This is a genomic window from Microlunatus panaciterrae (genome assembly GCF_016907535.1).
GTDB classification, from domain to species: domain Bacteria; phylum Actinomycetota; class Actinomycetes; order Propionibacteriales; family Propionibacteriaceae; genus Microlunatus; species Microlunatus panaciterrae.
Map to the genome: position 1 here is coordinate 2,702,864 of NZ_JAFBCF010000001.1, position 18,620 is coordinate 2,721,483.

13 protein-coding genes and 1 riboswitch are annotated in these 18,620 nt (G+C 69.4%); of the genes, 7 read left to right on the top strand and 6 right to left on the bottom strand.

The features are described from left to right. Positions 1-149 precede the first annotated feature (149 nt). The gene (gene tuf, locus JOE57_RS12330) at positions 150-1,343 is read left to right on the top strand and encodes an elongation factor Tu (RefSeq protein ID WP_204918357.1); all 1,194 of its coding nucleotides are present in this window, start codon (positions 150-152) and stop codon (positions 1,341-1,343) included. 101 nt (positions 1,344-1,444) lie between these two features. Here the strand turns inward: tuf and JOE57_RS12335 are convergent, their stop codons facing one another. The 6 genes from JOE57_RS12335 to JOE57_RS12360 form a co-directional block, all read right to left on the bottom strand. Continuing rightward, positions 1,445-2,185 (bottom strand): SDR family oxidoreductase, encoded by a 741-nt coding sequence (locus JOE57_RS12335; protein ID WP_204918359.1) that lies wholly within the window; start codon positions 2,183-2,185, stop codon positions 1,445-1,447. Positions 2,186-2,300: 115 nt separating this feature from the next. Next, positions 2,301-4,619, bottom strand: coding sequence for a malto-oligosyltrehalose synthase (gene treY, locus JOE57_RS12340; RefSeq protein WP_204918361.1), 2,319 nt, complete (start codon positions 4,617-4,619; stop codon positions 2,301-2,303). Positions 4,620-4,839: 220 nt separating this feature from the next. After that, positions 4,840-5,646 carry an ABC transporter ATP-binding protein gene (locus tag JOE57_RS12345; RefSeq protein WP_204918362.1) on the bottom strand — a complete coding sequence of 269 codons (807 nt, stop codon included), beginning with the start codon at positions 5,644-5,646 and terminating at the stop codon, positions 4,840-4,842. Next, positions 5,646-6,677 (bottom strand): FecCD family ABC transporter permease, encoded by a 1,032-nt coding sequence (locus JOE57_RS12350; RefSeq protein ID WP_204918364.1) that lies wholly within the window; start codon positions 6,675-6,677, stop codon positions 5,646-5,648. Before JOE57_RS12350 ends, JOE57_RS12345 begins: the two co-directional genes overlap by 1 nt. Before the next feature lie 142 nt (positions 6,678-6,819). Continuing rightward, a complete protein-coding gene (locus tag JOE57_RS12355) occupies positions 6,820-8,052 on the bottom strand; it encodes an ABC transporter substrate-binding protein (protein ID WP_204918366.1) in 1,233 nt (410 codons plus the stop codon). 155 nt (positions 8,053-8,207) lie between these two features. Continuing rightward, positions 8,208-8,428, bottom strand: a riboswitch (cobalamin riboswitch). Beyond that, entirely contained in the window at positions 8,401-9,795 is a 1,395-nt protein-coding gene (locus tag JOE57_RS12360) for a gamma-glutamyltransferase (protein ID WP_204918368.1), read from the bottom strand. Its footprint overlaps the riboswitch before it by 28 nt. 447 nt (positions 9,796-10,242) lie before the next feature. Between JOE57_RS12360 and JOE57_RS12365 the strand changes: the two genes are divergently transcribed. From JOE57_RS12365 to JOE57_RS12390, 6 genes are read left to right on the top strand one after another with little or no spacing between them, the layout of a single operon-like run. Continuing rightward, a complete protein-coding gene (locus tag JOE57_RS12365; RefSeq protein WP_204918369.1) occupies positions 10,243-11,433 on the top strand; it encodes an MFS transporter in 1,191 nt (396 codons plus the stop codon). Next, positions 11,430-15,164 (top strand): nitrate reductase subunit alpha, encoded by a 3,735-nt coding sequence (locus JOE57_RS12370; RefSeq protein ID WP_204918370.1) that lies wholly within the window; start codon positions 11,430-11,432, stop codon positions 15,162-15,164. The genes JOE57_RS12365 and JOE57_RS12370 overlap by 4 nt, the downstream gene beginning before the upstream one ends. Before the next feature lie 30 nt (positions 15,165-15,194). Next, positions 15,195-16,880 carry a nitrate reductase subunit beta gene (gene narH / locus JOE57_RS12375; RefSeq protein ID WP_204918372.1) on the top strand — a complete coding sequence of 562 codons (1,686 nt, stop codon included), beginning with the start codon at positions 15,195-15,197 and terminating at the stop codon, positions 16,878-16,880. Continuing rightward, the gene (gene narJ, locus JOE57_RS12380) at positions 16,877-17,554 is read left to right on the top strand and encodes a nitrate reductase molybdenum cofactor assembly chaperone (RefSeq protein ID WP_204918374.1); all 678 of its coding nucleotides are present in this window, start codon (positions 16,877-16,879) and stop codon (positions 17,552-17,554) included. The genes narH and narJ overlap by 4 nt, the downstream gene beginning before the upstream one ends. Continuing rightward, the gene (narI, locus tag JOE57_RS12385) at positions 17,551-18,267 is read left to right on the top strand and encodes a respiratory nitrate reductase subunit gamma (RefSeq protein ID WP_204918376.1); all 717 of its coding nucleotides are present in this window, start codon (positions 17,551-17,553) and stop codon (positions 18,265-18,267) included. The genes narJ and narI overlap by 4 nt, the downstream gene beginning before the upstream one ends. Then, on the top strand, positions 18,264-18,608 hold the full coding sequence (locus JOE57_RS12390) for a cupin domain-containing protein (RefSeq protein ID WP_204918377.1): 345 nt from the start codon (positions 18,264-18,266) through the stop codon (positions 18,606-18,608). Before narI ends, JOE57_RS12390 begins: the two co-directional genes overlap by 4 nt. Positions 18,609-18,620 lie beyond the last annotated feature (12 nt).

Consider the following 18,620-nt stretch of genomic DNA (forward strand, 5'->3'; position numbering starts at 1 on the left):
AGCCTCACCGGCTGCTCGGCCGCAACCAGTTTGACCCGTACGGATTCGTACACAAAACTTAGGCCGAACCAAATCTCGGAACGACCGAAGTAGTCCAAACCCAAGTACGCCCCGCGAAAAGCGTGGCGACAATCCTAGAAGGAGCCCAAGTGGCAAAGGCCAAGTTCGAGCGGACAAAGCCGCACGTCAACATCGGCACCATCGGGCACATCGACCACGGCAAGACCACGCTGTCCGCGGCGATCTCGAAGGTGCTCCACGACAAGTACCCCACCCTCAACCAGGCGTCCCCGTTCGACTCGATCGACAAGGCCCCGGAAGAGCGTCAGCGCGGTATCACGATCTCGATCGCTCACATCGAGTACCAGACCGAGAAGCGTCACTACGCGCACGTCGACTGCCCCGGGCACGCCGACTACGTCAAGAACATGATCACCGGCGCTGCTCAGATGGACGGTGCGATTCTCGTTGTCGCCGCCACCGACGGCCCGATGCCGCAGACCCGCGAGCACGTGCTGCTGGCCCGCCAGGTCGGCGTGCCGGCCATGGTGGTGGCGCTGAACAAGTGCGACATGGTCGACGATGAGGAGATCCTGGAGCTCGTCGAGCTCGAGGTTCGCGAGCTGCTCTCCGACCAGGAGTTCGACGGCGACAACGTCCCCGTCGTCCGGGTCGCCGCCTTCCCGGCGCTGAACGGCGACGAGAAGTGGTCGCAGTCGATCCTCGAGCTGATGGACGCTGTCGACGAGTACATCCCGCAGCCGGTCCGTGAGACCGACAAGCCGTTCCTGATGCCGGTCGAGGATGTCTTCACGATCACCGGTCGTGGCACCGTCATCACCGGTCGGATCGAGCGGGGCGTCGTCAAGGTCAACGAGACTGTCGACATCATCGGCATCCGCGACACCAAGCAGACCACCACGGTCACCGGCGTCGAGATGTTCCGCAAGCTGCTCGATGAGGGCCAGGCCGGTGAGAACGTGGGTCTGCTGCTTCGTGGCACCAAGCGTGAGGACGTCGAGCGTGGCATGGTCGTGATCAAGCCGGGTACGACCACCCCGCACACCGACTTCGAGGCACGCGTCTACATCCTCAGCAAGGAGGAGGGCGGCCGTCACACGCCGTTCTTCAACAACTACCGTCCGCAGTTCTACTTCCGTACGACTGACGTGACCGGTGTGGTGAACCTGCCGGAGGGCACGGACATGGTGATGCCCGGTGACAACACCGACATGACCGTCCAGCTGATCCAGCCGATCGCCATGGAGGAGGAACTGAAGTTCGCTATCCGTGAGGGTGGCCGCACCGTCGGCGCCGGTCGGGTGACGAAGATTCTCAAGTGATCACCTCACACTGAGCTGGTTGCAGACTCTGGGCCCTGGTACCGCATCGCGGTGCCGGGGCCCTTTGCCGTTCCCGGGGCGCTGCCGGTTGGCTGGGAGGCTCAGCGCCCGCCGCTGACGTCCACGGTGGTGCCGGTCAGGTAGGAGGCACGGTCGGAGGCCAGGAACGCGATCGTGTCGGCGACCTCCTCGGCGGTGCCCGGACGCCCCATCGGCGGGGTGCTGCCGAGCCGTTCCAGTCGTCCCGGCGCGTGGATCTCGGTGTCGATCAACCCGGGACGAACGCCCACCACCCGGATGCCTTCGGCGCCCACCTCGGCGGCGAGACCGATCGTCAGCGCGTCGATGGCGGCCTTGCTGGCGGCGTAGTCCACATACTCCCCGGCACCACCGAGCACGGCCGCCCGGGAGGAGACGTTGACGATCACTCCGCCGCGGCCGCCGTGCATGCTCGACATCCGCCGGACGGCGTGGGCGGCGACCAGGAAGGCGCCGGTGACGTTGGTGGCGAACAGCTGGTTGACCCGATCCGCGTCGTAGTGCTCGACCCGCGACGCCGGCGGGACCACCCCGGCATTGTTGACCACGGCGTCGATCTCGCCGAGTCCGGTGGCGGCCGCCGCGAACAGGGCAGCGATGTCGTCCTGGTCGGACACGTCGGCTCGGACGGTCAGAGCGCGGCGGCCGAGTGCGCGGCACTCCTCGGCGACCTGCTCGGCCGCATCCTGGCGGGCCCGATAGCTGATGGCGATGTCCCAGCCCTCGGCTGCCAGCGCGCGAGCGGTTGCGGCACCGATGCCGCGGCTGCCGCCGGTGATCAGGGCGACCTTGGAGAGTGCCATGGGGCCAGCCTTCCACACCCTGAGAATCTGGAGCGCGTTGCACCCCGCCGCCGGAGGCCCCGCCTGGCTCGGCGGGCCCCGGCCAACGGCGTCCAGGTTTTCAGGGTGCCGGGCGTCAGCCGATGACCAGCAGAGCCACCGGGTAGTGGTCCAACAGCTCCGCCACGGCCACCTGCCCGGCCGGATAGGCCCGAGCGGTCAAGACATCGGTCATCGCCTGCTCGAGATCGAGCGTGGTGCCATCCCAGCCGCCCTGCTCGGACAGCCGGATCGGCAGTCGGGTGGCCAGCGTGACCGCACCTCCGCGGTCGTAAGCCAACAGGTGGTCGGCGGCGGGCCCGGTCGCGTAGAGCGGGCGGTAGCTGCCGAACAGCTCCGGCCGGTCCCGACGCAGCCGCAGCGCCTGCCGGGTCACCCACAGCTTCGCTGCGCCGGAGCCGTCGACGTAGGGCGCCTGATCCCGCCCCAGGCCGGCGAGCAGCCGTCGGCGTGCGGCGAAGTCCACCGGCCGGCGGTTGTCCGGGTCGACCAGCGAGTCGTCCCACAGCTCGGTGCCCTGGTAGACGTCGGGCACGCCCGGCATGGTCAGCTGGACCAGCTTCTGCCCGAGCGCGTTGGCCCAGCCGGGCTGCTCGATCAGGCTGAGCAGCCGCTGCAGCTCGTCGCGGACCAGCTCGTCGTCGTACAGCCGGTCGACCAGAGCATGGGCGACCCCCTCGAGCGGTTCGTTCGGGCTGGTCCAGGTGGTGCCGTCCTTGGCCTCGCGGATCGCCTTCTCGACGTAGGCATGGATCCGGTCCCGGTCGACCAGCCCGGCGCCGACGATCGTCTGGCGGATCAGGTACTCGAAGGCCGGGTTGAGCTCGGCGAACGCCGGATGCTCGGCGGTGAACCGGGCGAAGTCGTCGCCCGAGCCGAGATGGGCCGCGACCGCCGCCCACTCAGGCCCGATCTCGCTCAACACCGCGAGCCGCGCCCGGACATCCTCGCCACGCTTGGTGTCGTGCGTCGACAGCGAGGTCATCGACTCGGGCTGGTCGGCCAGCCGCACCTGCTGGGCGGCATGGAACTCGGCCAACGACAGCCCGAAGTGGTCCGGGTCGCCGCCCACCTCGTTCAGCGCCAGGAACCGGGAGTAGCGGTAGTAGGCGGTGTCCTCGACCCCCTTGGCCGTCACCGCACCGGTGAACTGCTGGAACCGGCGAGCCAGCTCGTCCTGAGGGTCGTGCAGCCGCGGTCCCAGAGCGTCGATGGTGGCGATGCGCTCGGCCACCTCCGGCTCGGCGCGCTCGACGACCCGCTGACGGGCCGTAGCGACGGCGCGGTCGAGGTACTCGACGCCCTCCGGCAGATAGGAGCGGTAGACCTCGAAGGCGGTGGCGATCTCGACCAGGGCGTCCTGGACATGTTCGAGCTCCGGCACCAGCGCCGCCATCCGTCGACCCTCGGCCACCAGCAGCTCGCTGGCGGCGAGCCGCTTGCCCAGCGCGGCATGGTCAGCGAAGCTGCGCCGGTCGCGGGTCAGGCGCTGGTAGAGCCCGGTAAAGGTGACCTCGGCAGCGGGGTCGATGAAGATCCCGTTGACCTCACGCATCGCGTCGTAGCCGGTGCTGCCCTGGACCGGCCAGTCGGGCAGCTTCTCGCCGGGTTCCAGGATCTTCTCGACGGTGATCCAGGCCTGCGGCGCCAACGCGCGGAGCCGGGTCAGATAGTCGGCCGGGTCGACCAGGCCGTCGGGGTGGTCGACCCGCAGCCCGAGGACACCCTGCTGGACCCACTCGCGTACCCGGACGTGGGTCGCCTCGAACACAGCCGGGTCCTCCATCCGTACGCCGGCCAGACTGGTGACGGTGAAGAAGCGGCGGTAGCTGAGCTCGCTGTCGCCGCGGGAATGGTGCACCAGCTGGTAGTGCTGGCGGTCGTGCACCGCGTCGGCGGTGTCGCCGGGCTCGACGGTGCCCGGGGCGACGGGGAAGCGGTGCTCGAAGTACCGCAGCTCGTCTCCGACCAGCTCCAGCGCGGCGTCGTCGCCCAGTACGGGCAGCAGGATGCGTCGGCTCCAGTCGATGTCGAACCAGTCGGCGTACGCCGAGTCCCGGCCGTGCTTCAGCACGTCCCACCAGGCCGGGTTCTCGGCCGGGACGGCCACCCCGAGGTGGTTGGGGACGATGTCGACGACCACGTCGAGCCCTGCCGCGCGGGCGGCGGCGAGCAGCGACCGCCACCCTTCCTCGCCACCCCTGGCAGGGTCGATGGTCAGTGGGTCGACCGTGTCATAGCCATGGTCCGAACCGGTCGTCGAGGTCAGCAACGGCGACAGGTAGACCGCCCCGACACCGAGCTCAGCCAGGTAGTCGACGATCTCCGCGGCCTGCTGCAGCGTGAACGAGGGCCGGATCTGAAGGCGGTAGGTCGATGCGGGATGCCGAGTCACACCGTGACCCTATCTCCTGCCGAACCTGCACCCTGAGCCCAGCCGCTCGCCCCTGTGACTGCTCGCCCCTGCGCCCGCCCGCACTCTGAGCCCGTCTCGCGCCCGGGGCCTGTCTCGCGCCCTGAGCCTGCCCGTGCCCTGAGCCTGCCCGTGCCCTGAGCCTGCCCGTGCCCTGAGCCTCTCTCGCGCCCTGAGCCTGTCGAAGGGCCGAGGCGACCGGTCAGGGTCTCAGCTGGAACGTACGGCTGCCCGGGTCGAAGTGGGTGACGGCGGTTTCGAAGACCCGGCCGATCTCGCCATTGGCGATCAGCTCATCGGCGGTACCGCTGGACAGCCTCGAACCGTCGATCAGCCAGAGCGCGTCACCCATCCGCAGCGCCAGCTCCACCTCGTGGGTGGACAGCACGACGGTGATGCCGCGGTCGGCCGCGATCGCCTGGAGCAGGGCCATCAGGTCGACGCGCGCCCCGACGTCGAGGAAGGCACTCGGTTCGTCCAGCAACAGCAGCTCCGGCTGCTGGACCAGCGCGCGCGCCAGCAGGATGCGCTGGCGCTGCCCGTCCGACATCTCGGAGAACCGCCGGTCCGCCAGAGCCTCGGCGTGCAGCCGCTGCAGGGTGTCGTCGACCAGCCGGTGCTCCGCCGGGCTCAACCGGCTGGAGAAGCCATGGTGCGGATGCCGGCCCAGTTCGGCCACCTCGCGGCCGGTGAGCAGACCCACCTCGACCCGGTCGGTCAGGACGACGGCGCTGCGGCGGGCCCGCTCCCTGGCCGGCAGGCCGTCCAGCTCATCACCGGCGAGGGTGACGGACCCGGCCAGCAGCGGCTGCAGCCCCATCAGGGATCGCAACAGCGTGGACTTGCCGGCGCCGTTCGGGCCCAGCACCGCCGTCACCGTTCCGGGTTCGGCACGGGCGTTGATGTCGGCCACAACAACGGTGTCGACTCCCCGCAGCGGCCAGCGGCGGGGCGAGCGGTAGCCGACCACCACATCGGTGAGTCGCAGCCCCGGGTCGGGAGTGCCCATCAGACCGCCCCCGCCGCGAGCCGCCGTGACCGCAGCAGCACCACCATCACGACCGGCGCCCCGAGCAGTGCGGTGACCACGTTCAGCGGAAGCACCGCATCGGTGCCGGGCAGCTGGGCGACCACCGAGCACAGCACCGACACGGTGATCCCCATCAGCACCGTCGCCGGCAGCAGCACCCGATGGTCCGAGGTGCCGATGCCCAGCCTGGCCAGGTGCGGGACGGCGATACCGAGGAAAGCGATCGGGCCGCAGTAGGCGGTCACGCTGCCGGCGATCAACGCCGTCGCCGTGACCGCCACCACCCGGACCAGCGACACGTTGACTCCCATCGTCTGGGCGTAGCGCTCACCCAGCAGCAGGGCGTTCAGTGAGCGGCTCAGCAGCAGGGCCGTGACGACACCGATCACCACAACCGGGCTGAGCACCAGCAGGTCGGTGCGGGTGACTCCGCCGTACGACCCCAGGCCCCAGAGCACGAAGCGCTGCAGCCGGGCCGGGTCGGCGAACGCCAGGAACAGCGACACGACCGCACCGATGGTCGAGGACAGCATCACGCCGAGGATCAACAAGGTGACCACCGAACGTACCCAGCGACCCAGCAGCAGGATCAGCAGCAGGACCGCCAACGATCCGACCGCGGCAGCGGCGACCACACTCAGCCGTCCGGCGCCGACAGCCGAGACGAAGGTGGTGGTCGCGGTGCCGGTGCCGAGGGTGACGACAGCGACGCCCAGGCTGGCGCCGGAGGACACCCCGAGGATGTACGGGTCGGCCAGCGGGTTGGCGAACATCGTCTGCATCAACAGCCCGGCGACGGCGAGGCCGGCCCCGGCGAGTGCGGCCGTCGCCACCCGGGGCAGCCGGATCTGGTCCAGCAGGACGGTCCAGCCGGGCTGGCCGGCATCCCCGGAGCTCAGGTAGGACCACAGTGCGTGCACCGGGATGGTCACCGATCCGGTCGAGATCGCCACCACCACGGCGACGACCGCCAGCGCGCCGAGCGCCACCAGCACCACGGTCGACCTCATCGGCGGCCCCACCGGGCCAGGGAAACTGTCACTGGACGCGGCAAATTTGCCGCGTCCAGTGACAGTTTCCCAAGTCGACTTGGGAAACCGACACCGACACCGGAACGGACACGGACACCGACACCGGCCCGGGGGAGCGCGGTCACCGCAGCTGCCGGTAGAAGGTGAAGGTGTGGTCGGGCATCAGGTCGGGATGCAGGATGGCGATCAGGTCGGTGATGGTGAGGTCCGGGCGCAGCACGCCCAGCTCGTAGAAGTTGTTGCCGCCGGACGCGTTCACCTGCAGGCTGGGGGCCCACACCTGACCGGACTTGAAGGCGGCGAACTCGGCGAACCGCGGCTCCTCGGCCAGCGCCTCCTTCTTGGTGGTCCAGTTGCTTGAGGTGAGCCAGACCGGGGCCGTCCGGGACTTGGCGAAGACCGTCTCCAGATCGGTCTGGATGCTGCCGGTCGAGGTGTCGTCGGCATAGGGCCAGCTGCCCCTGGCGTCGGTCAGCATCCGCCCCATGAAGCTGCCGCCGGCGGGTACCGACCAGACGCCCTGGTAGGGCTGGCTCACCACCGCCTCGGTGGGTTTCGCGTCCTTGGCCAGCGCGACAGCCGCGTCGTAGTCGTGAGTGATCCTGCCGAACACCTCGGTGGCCTTGTCCTCGGTACCGGTGAGGGCGGCGAAGTACTTGATCCACTCGGCCCGACCGAGCGGGTCGTTCTCGAGGAACTCGGCATCGGCCAGGACCGGGATCTTCGCGTCCCGCACCGTCGCGTACGCCGGATCCTCGACCCCGCCGGTGACCAGCACGTCGGGCTTGGCCGCCACGATCTTCTCGGCGTCGGTCGTGCCGGCCGGCGCGAACTCGGTGACCCCTGCCTCCGCCACCCGCTGCTGGGCGGCCTTGGAGGAGATGAACGCCTTGGACGAGACCCCGGTCAGGACGCCGAGCTTGCCGAGCGCCTCCAGTGAGGGGATGTGCGTGGTGGACGCCGAGAACAGGCTCTTCACCGGGGTGGTCAGGACAGTGGCCTTGGCGAGCTCCCCGGTCAATGCCGGGGCCTTCGCCCCGCACCGCACCAGGACGTAGCTCTCCGGCTTGCCGCCGACGACCGGCTGCTTGACGGTCAGCACCTGGTACGAGCGGTGGTAGCTCAGGGTGAAGTTCCGGGCGTACTGCAGTCTCTGCTTGGTGGGGTAGTAGTCGGTCTCGGCGTCGAAGTGGGTGATGCAGCCGTCGGCTCCGACGGCGGCCGGAGTCGGCCCACCGGCCGGTCCGGTACCGGTGCCGGTTCCGCAGCCGGCCAGCAGCAGCGCTGCCGAGGCGGCCAACGTGCCGATCAGCGTGGTCAACGAGGGTGACCTGTGGGTGGTGGTGTGGTTCATGTGTGCTCCCGGGCGCGGGCGCGCCCTGGTCGGGGCGCCTGGTCCGTCGACCGCGCGGTCAGGGCACCTGCTTCCAGCTGCCTGGGGCCTCACACGAGCACTCCTCGCAGAGTGCACCGGGTGGTCGTCCCTCGCGACCCCAGACGCACAGGTCGGCGACCCGTGCGCCAACGGCAGGTCTTCGGACTCGTGGGCGGGGCCTTTCGGCCGGACCTACCGGCTGTCGCTTCCCAGGCCCACCCGTGTCGTCGACACGAGGACGCCCAGTGCTCTATGACAGCTGTCGTTCCCACTCACCGCTGCGGGGCAGCACCGGATTCACACCGGTTTCCCTTTCCGCTGGCCGGATCAGCCTATCGCAGGAATCACCACTCCACTGCGTCGCGGATCGGCCCCACCGCCCTCGACGCCGATGGCCGAGACGCCGCCGAAGTAGGGGTCGAGCCGTTCGGACACGAGCACCTCGTCACCCGCCAGCCGCAGTGCGTCGACGACCGCGTCGGAGAAGCCGGGTTCGAGCCGTACGGCCGCCGGCAGCGCATTCAACCGCGGCGCGTTGATGGCCTGCTGCGGGGCCGCGCCGGCCAGCACCCGCAGCACGCACTGCACCAACGCCGGCCGGATCCGTGACCCGCCGGCCGCTCCGGCCACGAGGATCAGGTTCCGGTCACCGTCGAGGGCGACCAGCGGCGACATCATCGAACCCATCCGGCTGCCCGGGTGCAACGCCTCCCGGATCAGCTCCCCCTCGCCCAGCATGGAGTTCAGGTGCACGCCGAAGCCGGGGACCCAGATGCCGGCGCCGAGGCCGAGGCTGGTGGTGACGGCGCAGGCGTTCCCGTCCTTGTCGACGGCCACCAGGTTGGTGGTCTCCGCCCGCCGAGCCGGGCCGCGCAGCGCCGCAGCCAGGGCGAGCGCCGCCGCCGGATCGTGCAGCGGGTCGGCCCTGACCCCGACCGCCGCCCGGGCCAGGGTGCCGAGGACGTCGTCGAGGTCGTCGCCGCGCGCCAGCACCGTACGGCCACGGATGTCCACCCCGGCCGGCTCGGACTCCCGCACCCGGTAGGCGGCCAGATCGGCCATCGACAGCGCTCCGCCGTCGGCGACAGCAGCGACCGCCGCCGCGGCGAAGGCTCCGGTGTAGAACCCGGCAGGGTCGTCGGCCAGCAGCGCATAGGCCGCGGGATGGTCCGGATGGTGCAGCAGGTCACCGGCCTGCAGGTTGGTGCCGTCCGGGCGCCGGTAGACCCGGGCGCCGTCGCCGGCGTGCATGGCCGACGTGATGTGCGGCAGGAGCGCCGCATGCTCGTACGGCAGCGGCGTGCCGTGCGCCGCCTGGTGTCCCGGCTCGACCACGTCGGCCCAGTCGAGGCGGCCCCAGCGCCGCCAGAGGTGATGGGCCCCGGCCGGGTTGCCCGGGACGGCGACGGTAGCGGCGCCGATGTCGTAGGGGATCGGCTGACCGCCCAGCGAGACCTCGATCGGCGTGCCCGGCCCGGCGGTCCGACCGTCCAGGCCCGGTACGGCGACGAAGAAGTCGACGCAGTGCACCCGCCTGGTGGCAGCCTCGTAGTAGACGGCGAAACCGCCGCCGCCGAGGCCGGTGAAGATCGTCTCGGCGGCGCAGCTGACCAGCATCATCGCCACCGCGGCGTCGGCCGCGGAACCACCCCGCCACAGGATGTCCGCACCGGCCTGGGCCGTCGAGGGATGGGCTGCAGCCACTCCAGGTCCGACCTTCACGCGCCCAACCCTATGCAGTTCACGTTCCGTGCAACAGCAGCGCGGCAGCCCAGGCCTCCGGGCGCTTGATCTGCACTGCGGGCGCCGGGACTTTCGTCCCGACTGTGAACCGTTTACCGGCCAAGCCCTAGCCCTGCCGCGACCGTTCGTGCAAGATGAGGTGACGACGAGGCGTGGGAGGACACCGACATCGTCCTGCTGCCGTCGGTGCAGCACGCGCGCCGATGATCAGCAGAAGGCCGCTGCCGGAGATGATCACCACCTCGTCCTTTCCTGGTCCGCACGGCCCCCGAACGCTGCTCACCGGGCCCGTGGCCGGGAACCGAACAGCTCGAGACAGCAGTGGGAGGTTGGATGAGCGGGCAGTCAGGTGGTCCGGGCCGTGGGGGTCCGAGCGCAGGGACCGCGTCGACCCCAGCCAGGTCGATCCCTGCCAGGGCGTGGCAGATGCTCGTTCTGGCCACCCTCGGCTTCGCCATCAACTTCTGGGCCTGGGCGCTGCTCAGCCCGCTCGGTCCCAGGTTCAAGGAGCTTCTCCAGCTGTCCAGCTCCGAACAGGCGCTGCTGGTCGCGGTGCCGGTGATCGTCGGCTCGCTCGGTCGCATCCCAGTGGGAGCGCTGACGGACCGGTTCGGTGGTCGGGTGATGTTCCCGCTGGTCTCGGCCGCCACCATCGTCCCGGTGCTGTTTCTGGGGCTGTTCGGACAGGACTCGCTGGCGTTGTTGATCATCGGCGGCTTCTTCCTCGGCATCGGCGGTACGGCCTTCGCCGTCGGTGTCCCCTTTGTCAACGCCTGGTTCCCGCCGGAACGGCGTGGCCTGGCCGTCGGCGTCTTCGGCGCCGGCATGGGCGGCACCGCCATCAGCGCACTGACAACGGTCAAGCTGGTCGTCGGGCTGGGCCCGACCACGCCGTTCCTGATCACTGCCGTGGCGCTGGCGGTCTATGCCGTGGTGGCCTGGCTGCTGCTGCGGGATGCGCCGGGGCGGCGAGCACCGACCGAGTTGTTCCTCCGCCGGCTGGTGACCACCACCCGGCTGCCGATCACCTGGCAGGCGGCCATCCTCTACGCCGTCGCCTTCGGCGGCTACGTCGCGTTCTCGGTCTACCTGCCCGCCTACCTCAAGACCGCCTACGGACTGACCCAGGCCGACGCGTCGAACCGGATGGCCGGCTTCGTGCTCGTCGCAGTGCTGATGCGCCCGGTCGGCGGCTGGCTGTCGGACCGGCTCGGTTCGCTCCGGGTGCTGGCCGCGGTGTACGCCCTGGTCGCCGTGTTCGCCTTCGTCCAGTCCTTCACCCCGGCACTGTTCGTGCTCGGCACCATCGCGTTCCTGACCATGGCGGCGGCGCTCGGCGCCGGCAGCGGAGCCACCTTCGCCCTGGTGGCCGAGGTCACGCCGCCGGCGAAGGTCGGATCGGTGACGGGAGTGGTCGGTGCCGCCGGTGGTCTGGGCGGTTTCGTGCCGCCACTGGTGATGGGCGCTGTCTACACCTGGACCGGCGGCTACGGGCTCGGGCTGGCGTTGCTGGCCATCGTCTCCGCCGCGACCCTGCTGTTCACCCTGACCGTGGTCCGATCCGGTAGTCGCCGGCGTGCCGCCGCCGCTACCGCCGTCGAGGAGCCGAGCCGATGACCGTCGACGACAACCTGCGCCGGGAACGACCACCCGCCCAGCTCGACGGTCCGTTCACCCAGGCGTTGGTTCGCACCCGGCGATTCTTCACCCGGGCTCAGATCTCGGACGACTCCCGGACGATGTACAAGATCGGCGGCCGCCAGGCAGACGACTTCTACCGCGACCGGTGGAGCCACGACAAGGTGGTCAGGTCGACGCACGGCGTCAACTGCACCGGCTCCTGCTCCTGGAAGGTGTACGTCAAGGACGGCATCATCACCTGGGAGTCGCAGCAGACCGACTATCCGTCGGTCGGCCCCGACAGTCCGGAGTATGAGCCGCGAGGCTGTCCGCGTGGCGCCGCCTTCTCCTGGTACACCTACTCTCCGACCCGGATCCGCTACCCCTACGTCCGTGGCGTGCTGCTGCAGATGTACCGCGAGGCGAAGAACCGGCTGGGCGACCCGGTCGCCGCCTGGGCCGACATCGTCGACGACCCGGTGCGGGCCCACAGCTACAAGGCGGCCCGCGGCAAGGGTGGTCTGGTCCGGGCGAGCTGGGACGAGGCCACCGAGATGGTCGCTGCCGCCCATGTGCACACGATCCAGAAGTGGGGCCCCGACCGCGTCGCCGGCTTCTCCCCGATCCCCGCCATGTCGATGGTCTCGCACGCCTCCGGGGCCCGCTTCGTCAACCTCATCGGCGGGTCGATGCTCAGCTTCTACGACTGGTACGCCGACCTCCCGGTGGCCTCGCCGCAGGTGTTCGGTGACCAGACCGACGTACCCGAGTCCGGCGACTGGTGGAACGCCGGCTACCTGATCATGTGGGGCTCCAACGTCCCGGTCACCCGTACCCCCGATGCGCATTGGATGACGGAGGCCCGTTACCGCGGGCAGAAGGTGGTCGTCGTCTCGCCGGACTACGCCGACAACGTCAAGTTCGCCGACGAGTGGCTGCCGGCCAGGCCCGGCACCGATGCGGCCCTGGCGATGGCGATGGGCCATGTCGTGCTCAAGGAGTTCTTCGTCGACCGGTCGACGCCCTACTTCAGCGACTATGTGACCAAGTACACCGACCTGCCGCACCTGGTCTGCCTCAGCGATGACGGCGACGGTGGCTTCCGGCCGGGCAAGTTCCTCACCGCCGCCGACCTGCCGGACCATCAGCACGAGGAGAACGCCGCGTTCAAGACGGTCCTGGTCGATGCGCTCACCGACGGTCTGGTCGTGCCGAACGGGTCCCTCGGCCACCGGTACGGCGACGCCGGGGTGGGGAAGTGGAACCTCGAGCTCGGTCCGGTCGAGCCCCGGTTGTCGATGCTGGAGGGTGACCACGAGCCGGTGCTGGTCTCGCTGCCCCGCTTCGACGCACCCGACGGCGCCGCCCAGACTCTGGCCCGCGGTGTGCCTGCCCGGCGGATCGGGGACCGGCTGGTGACCACCGTGTTCGATCTGCTGCTGGCGCAGTACGGCGTCGGCCGGGCCGGCCTGCCGGGTGACTGGACCGCCTCCTATGACGACGCGTCCGCGCCCTACACCCCCGCGTGGCAGGAGCAGATCACCGGCGTGCCGGCCGCTGCCGCGGCCCGGATCGGTCGTGAGTTCGCCCGGAACGCCGAGCAGTCGCACGGCCGGTCCATGATCATCATGGGGGCCGGCACCAACCACTGGTTCCACTCCGACACGATCTACCGGGCCTTCCTGACCTTGATCAACCTGACCGGTTGCCAGGGGGTCAACGGTGGTGGCTGGGCCCACTACGTCGGGCAGGAGAAGGTGCGACCGATCACCGGTTACACCCAGATGGCCAACGCGCTGGACTGGACCCGGCCGCCGCGGAACATGATCCAGACCGCCTACTGGTACCTGCACACCGACCAGTTCCGCTACGACCAGTTCGGCGCCGACACGCTGTCGGCCACTACCGGGCTCGGCCAGCTGGCCGGCAAGAGCACCGCCGACGTGATCGCCCAGAGCGCCCGGATGGGCTGGATGCCGTCCTACCCGACCTTCAACCGGAACCCGCTCGAGCTGGCCGACCAGGCTGCGGCCGCCGGTCAGCCGGTCGCCGACTACGTCGTCGAGCAGCTGACCACAGGCAAGCTCGGCTTCGCCGGGGAGGACCCGGACGCTCCGGAGAACTTTCCCCGGGTGCTGTCCATCTGGCGCGCCAACCTGCTCGGCTCCTCGTCGAAGGGCAACGAGTACTTCCTCAAGCACCTGCTCGGTGCCGACTCGTCCCTGCGTGCCACCGAGACCGCCGAGGGAGTGCGGCCCAGAGACGTGAAATGGCACCAGCAGGCGCCGGAGGGCAAGCTGGACCTGCTGCTCACGCTCGACTTCCGGCAGACCAGCACCACCCTGTTCTCCGATGTCGTGCTGCCGGCAGCGACCTGGTACGAGAAGCACGACCTGAACACCACCGACATGCACCCGTTCGTGCACTCGTTCAACCCGGCGATCCCGCCCCCGTGGCAGACCCGGACCGACTGGGACGCCTGGCAGACGATCGCCGCGAAGTTCTCGGAGCTGGCCGCCACCCATCTGGGGGTGCGCCGTGACGTGGTGGCGGTGCCGTTGACCCACGACACTCCCGACGCGATGGCCAACCCGCACGGGGTGGTCCGGGACTGGAAGGCGGGGGAGTGCGACCCCATCCCCGGCGTCACCATGCCGAAGCTGGTCGAGGTGGAGCGGGACTATGGAGCGGTCGGCGCCAAGATGAACGCTGTCGGGCCGCTGCTGGACAGTCTCGGCGCCACCACGAAGGGGATCACGTTCGACCTCGCCACGCCGCTGCGCTACCTCGCCCAGAAGAACGGCGTGGTCCGCGGCGGCCCCGCTGACGGCCGCCCCTCACTGCAACGGGACGTGCACGTCTGCGAAGCCATCCTGGCGCTGTCGGGGACCACCAACGGGATGCTCGCCACCCAGGGTTTCAAGACGTTGGAGGAGCGCACCGGCACCCGGCTGGCGGACCTGGCCGAGGAGCACGAGGGCAAGCAGGTCACCTTCGCCGACACCCAGAACGCCCCCGTTCCGGTGATCACCTCGCCCGAGTGGTCCGGTTCGGAGTCCGGCGGCCGCCGTTACTCGCCGTTCACCATCAACGTCGAGCGACTCAAGCCGTGGCACACCCTGACCGGCCGGATGCACTTCTATCTCGATCACGACTGGATGACCGAGCTGGGTGAGGGACTGCCGGTCTACCGACCTCCGCTCAACATGGCGGCGCTGTTCGACGAACCCGTGATCGGCGACGTCTCCGACGGGTCGTCCGGGCGGGTCGCCGGGGTGACGGTGCGCTACCTGACGCCGCACAACAAGTGGTCGATCCACTCCGAATACCAGGACAACCTGTTCATGCTCTCGCTGTCCCGCGGTGGGCAGACCATCTGGATGAGCAATGCCGACGCCGACAAGGTCGGCATCCACGACAACGACTGGGTGGAGGCCGTCAACCGCAACGGGGTGGTGGTGGCGCGGGCGATCGTGTCGCACCGGATGCCGGAAGGCACTGTGTACATGCACCACGCCCAGGACCGGCTGATCGACGTCCCGATCGCCGAGACCTCCGGCAGGCGCGGCGGGATCCACAACTCGCTGACCCGGTTGCTGATCAAGCCGAGCCACCTGATCGGCGGCTATGCGCAGCTGTCGTTCGCGTTCAACTACCTCGGGCCGACCGGGAACCAACGGGACGAGGTGACGGTCATCCGTCGCCGTTCCCAGGAGGTGGAGTACTGATGACCGCAGCGACGACCAGGAAGGCCTGATATGCGTGTGATGGCGCAGATGGCGATGGTGATGAACCTGGACAAGTGCATCGGGTGCCACACCTGCTCGGTGACCTGCAAACAGGCCTGGACCAACCGGTCCGGCACCGAGTACGTGTGGTTCAACAACGTCGAAACCCGGCCAGGGCAGGGCTACCCGCGTGGCTACGAGGACCAGGAGACCTGGAAGGGCGGCTGGGCCCTGAACCGTCGCGGCCGGCTCAGCCTGCGGGCCGGCGGCCGGTTCAAGAAGCTGCTGACGATCTTCTCCAACCCCAAGCTCCCGTCGATCCACGACTACTACGAGCCGTGGACCTACGACTACTCCACCCTGACCGATGCACCGGCCCAGCAGCACACCCCGGTCGCACGTCCCAAGTCGTTGCTGACCGGCGAGAACATGAAGGTCTCCTGGTCGGCCAACTGGGATGACGATCTTGGTGGCTCGACCGACCACGGGCACCGCGATGTGATGCTGAAGAACCTCGGGGACAAGGTCAAGTTCGAGTTCGAGCAGACCTTCATGTTCTACCTGCCACGGATCTGCGAACACTGCCTGAACCCGTCGTGCGCGGCCTCGTGTCCCTCCGGTGCGATCTACAAGCGCACCGAGGACGGCATCGTGCTGGTCGACCAGGATCGGTGCCGGGGGTGGCGGATGTGCGTGTCCGGCTGCCCCTACAAGAAGATCTACTTCAACCACCGCACCGGCAAGGCGGAGAAGTGCACCTTCTGTTTCCCCCGGGTCGAGGTCGGCATCCCCACCGTGTGCTCGGAGACCTGCGTCGGGCGGCTCCGCTACATCGGGCTGATGCTGTACGACGCGGACCGGGTGCTCGACGCCGCCTCGGTGACGGAGCCTCACGACCTGTACCGCTCCCAGCGCGACGTCTTCCTCGACCCGAACGACCCGGCGGTGGTCCGGGCGGCCGAGCAGGCCGGGATCCCCAGGGACTGGATCCAGGCGGCCCAGCGCTCCCCGGTCTGGGCGCTGATCAACACCTACGAGGTGGCGCTGCCGCTGCATCCGGAGTACCGGACGATGCCGATGGTCTGGTACATCCCGCCGCTGTCACCGGTCGTCGACATCGTGCGTGACACCGGCCATGACGCCGAGGACAAGGGCAACCTGTTCGCCGCCATCGAGTCGCTGCGGATCCCGGTGGAGTATCTGGCCGAACTGTTCACCGCCGGGGACGTCGCCCCGGTCACCGGAGTGCTGCGCAAGCTGGCGGCGATGCGCTCCTATATGCGCGACATCTCGATGGGGGACGCGCCGGATGAGTCGATCGCCGCTGCGGTCGGGATGACCGGGTCTGCGCTGCAGGACATGTACCGACTGCTGGCGATCGCCAAGTACGACGAGCGGTACGTGATCCCGCCGGCACACGCCGAGCAGGCGCACTCGCTGGAGGAGCTGGCCACGGAGTGCTCACTGGACTACGAGGGCGGCCCCGGGATGGGCGGGTCCGGGCCGTTCGGGGAAGGCTCCGGTGCTCCGGTGCCGATCGCGGTGGAGAACTTCCAGATGCTGCGGGACCGGCAGACCAGCGGCTCACTGACCGAGCCGGGGGACAAGCGGGGCCGGGTCAACCTGCTGAACTGGGACGGCAAGGGCCGGCCGGCGGGACTGTTCCCCCCGGGCGGGTCAGCAGAGGACGGCTCCAGCGGGGAGAAGGCCCCGTGATCGGCCGACACCCCGAACCCCGGCTGCGACCCGACCAGCTCACCATCGCCTGGCAGAGCGTGTCGCTGCTGCTGGACTATCCCGATCAACGGCTGCTGGAGCAGACGACGCTGATCCGCAACGCCAGCGCCGAGCTGCCCGACGAGGTCGGCCGGCCGCTGCGCGAGTTCCTGGACTACCTACAGAGCCGTCCGCCGGAGGAACTGGCGGCCGAGTACGTCCGCACCTTCGATCACCAGAAGAAGTGCTGTCTGTTCCTGACCTACTTCACCAGCGGCGACACCCGCAAGCGGGGGATCGCCCTGCTCCGGTTCAAGCAGACCTACCTGCGCTCCGGTCTGGTGCTCGGCCCCGACGAGCTGCCCGATCATCTGTCGGTGGTGCTGGAGTACGCGGCCACCACCGACCAGCGGCTGGGCTGGAAGCTGCTGCTGGACTACCGAGCCGGCTTCGAGCTGCTGCGGCTGGCGCTGGCGGAGGCGTCCTCGCCGTGGGCGCTGGTCGCCGACGCGCTTCGCGCCACCCTGCCGCCGTTGCGTGGTGACGACTGGGAGGCGGTGGTCCAGCTGGCCGAGCAGGGTCCACCGGAGGAGGATGTGGGGCTGGAGGCCTTCGCGCCGCCGGAGTACATGCCGGTCGGCAGCGACCAGTACGGCAGGGGAGGGTACCGATGAGCGTCGTGCTCTGGGTGGTGATTCCCTACATCTGCCTGACCATCTTCGTGGTCGGACACATCTGGCGCTACCGCTACGACAAGTTCGGCTGGACCACCCGCTCGTCCCAGCTGTACGAGAACCGGCTGCTCCGGCTCGGCAGCCCGCTGTTCCACTTCGGCATCCTGGTCGTGGCCGTCGGCCACTTCGCCGGCCTGGTGGTCCCGAAGAGCTGGACCGACGCCGCCGGGGTGCCGGAGGGCGCCTACCACGCGATGGCCGTCGGGATGGGCAGCGTCGCCGGGATCTGCACGGTGGCAGGGATGGCCATCCTGATCTACCGCCGGCGCACCGTCGGACCGGTGTTCTCGGCCACCACCAGAATGGACAAGCTGATGTACCTGGTGCTGGCGACGGTGATCCTGCTGGGTCTGGCCAACACCGCCATCGCCAACCTGTTCGGTCACTACGACTACCGCGAAGGGGTGTCGATCTGGTTCCGCGGGCTGTTCTGGTTCCAGCCGCAGCCCGAGCTGATGGCGGCCGCGCCGCTAGGATTCCAGGTGCACGCGATGGTGGCCATGCTGTTGTTCGCGCTGTGGCCGTTCACCCGGTTGGTGCATGTCTTCAGCGCTCCGCTCGGCTATGTCACCAGGCCTTACATCGTCTATCGAAGCCGGGACGACCGCCTTGGTGCCCGGACGCCGCCGCGCGGATGGGAGCGAACCCGATGAAGGAACACGCAGCAGACCACACAGCCGTTCCGCTCAGCGACCACGCTGTCGAACTGCTGGACGAGGCCGGCGGTTCGCCCGCCCAGCGGGCCGCCCGGACGCTGATCAGCGGCAGCGTGCAGCGGGTCACCATGATCGCGTTGCTGGCCGGCGCCGAGCTCGCCGAGCATGCCTCGCCGTCCGGGGCGTCGTTGCAGGTGCTCCGCGGGGAGGCCAGCTTGCTGGCGGGGGATCGGGTGTGGCCGCTGCGGGCCGGTGAGCTGATCGCGATTCCACCCCAGCGGCACAGCGTGCAGGCGCAGACCGATGCGGTACTGCTGCTCACGGTCGCCATCGACTGAGCGGTCACCCAC

Coding starts and splice junctions, on each gene's coding strand:
- JOE57_RS12390 (WP_204918377.1), top strand. CDS start 18,264: ATGAAGGAACACGCAGCAGACCACACAGCCGTTCCGCTCAGCGACCAC.
- narI (WP_204918376.1), top strand. CDS start 17,551: ATGAGCGTCGTGCTCTGGGTGGTGATTCCCTACATCTGCCTGACCATC.
- JOE57_RS12365 (WP_204918369.1), top strand. CDS start 10,243: ATGCTCGTTCTGGCCACCCTCGGCTTCGCCATCAACTTCTGGGCCTGG.
- JOE57_RS12335 (WP_204918359.1), bottom strand. CDS start 2,185: ATGGCACTCTCCAAGGTCGCCCTGATCACCGGCGGCAGCCGCGGCATC.
- JOE57_RS12350 (WP_204918364.1), bottom strand. CDS start 6,677: ATGAGGTCGACCGTGGTGCTGGTGGCGCTCGGCGCGCTGGCGGTCGTC.
- JOE57_RS12370 (WP_204918370.1), top strand. CDS start 11,430: ATGACCGTCGACGACAACCTGCGCCGGGAACGACCACCCGCCCAGCTC.
- JOE57_RS12355 (WP_204918366.1), bottom strand. CDS start 8,052: ATGAACCACACCACCACCCACAGGTCACCCTCGTTGACCACGCTGATC.
- JOE57_RS12345 (WP_204918362.1), bottom strand. CDS start 5,646: ATGGGCACTCCCGACCCGGGGCTGCGACTCACCGATGTGGTGGTCGGC.
- narH (WP_204918372.1), top strand. CDS start 15,195: ATGCGTGTGATGGCGCAGATGGCGATGGTGATGAACCTGGACAAGTGC.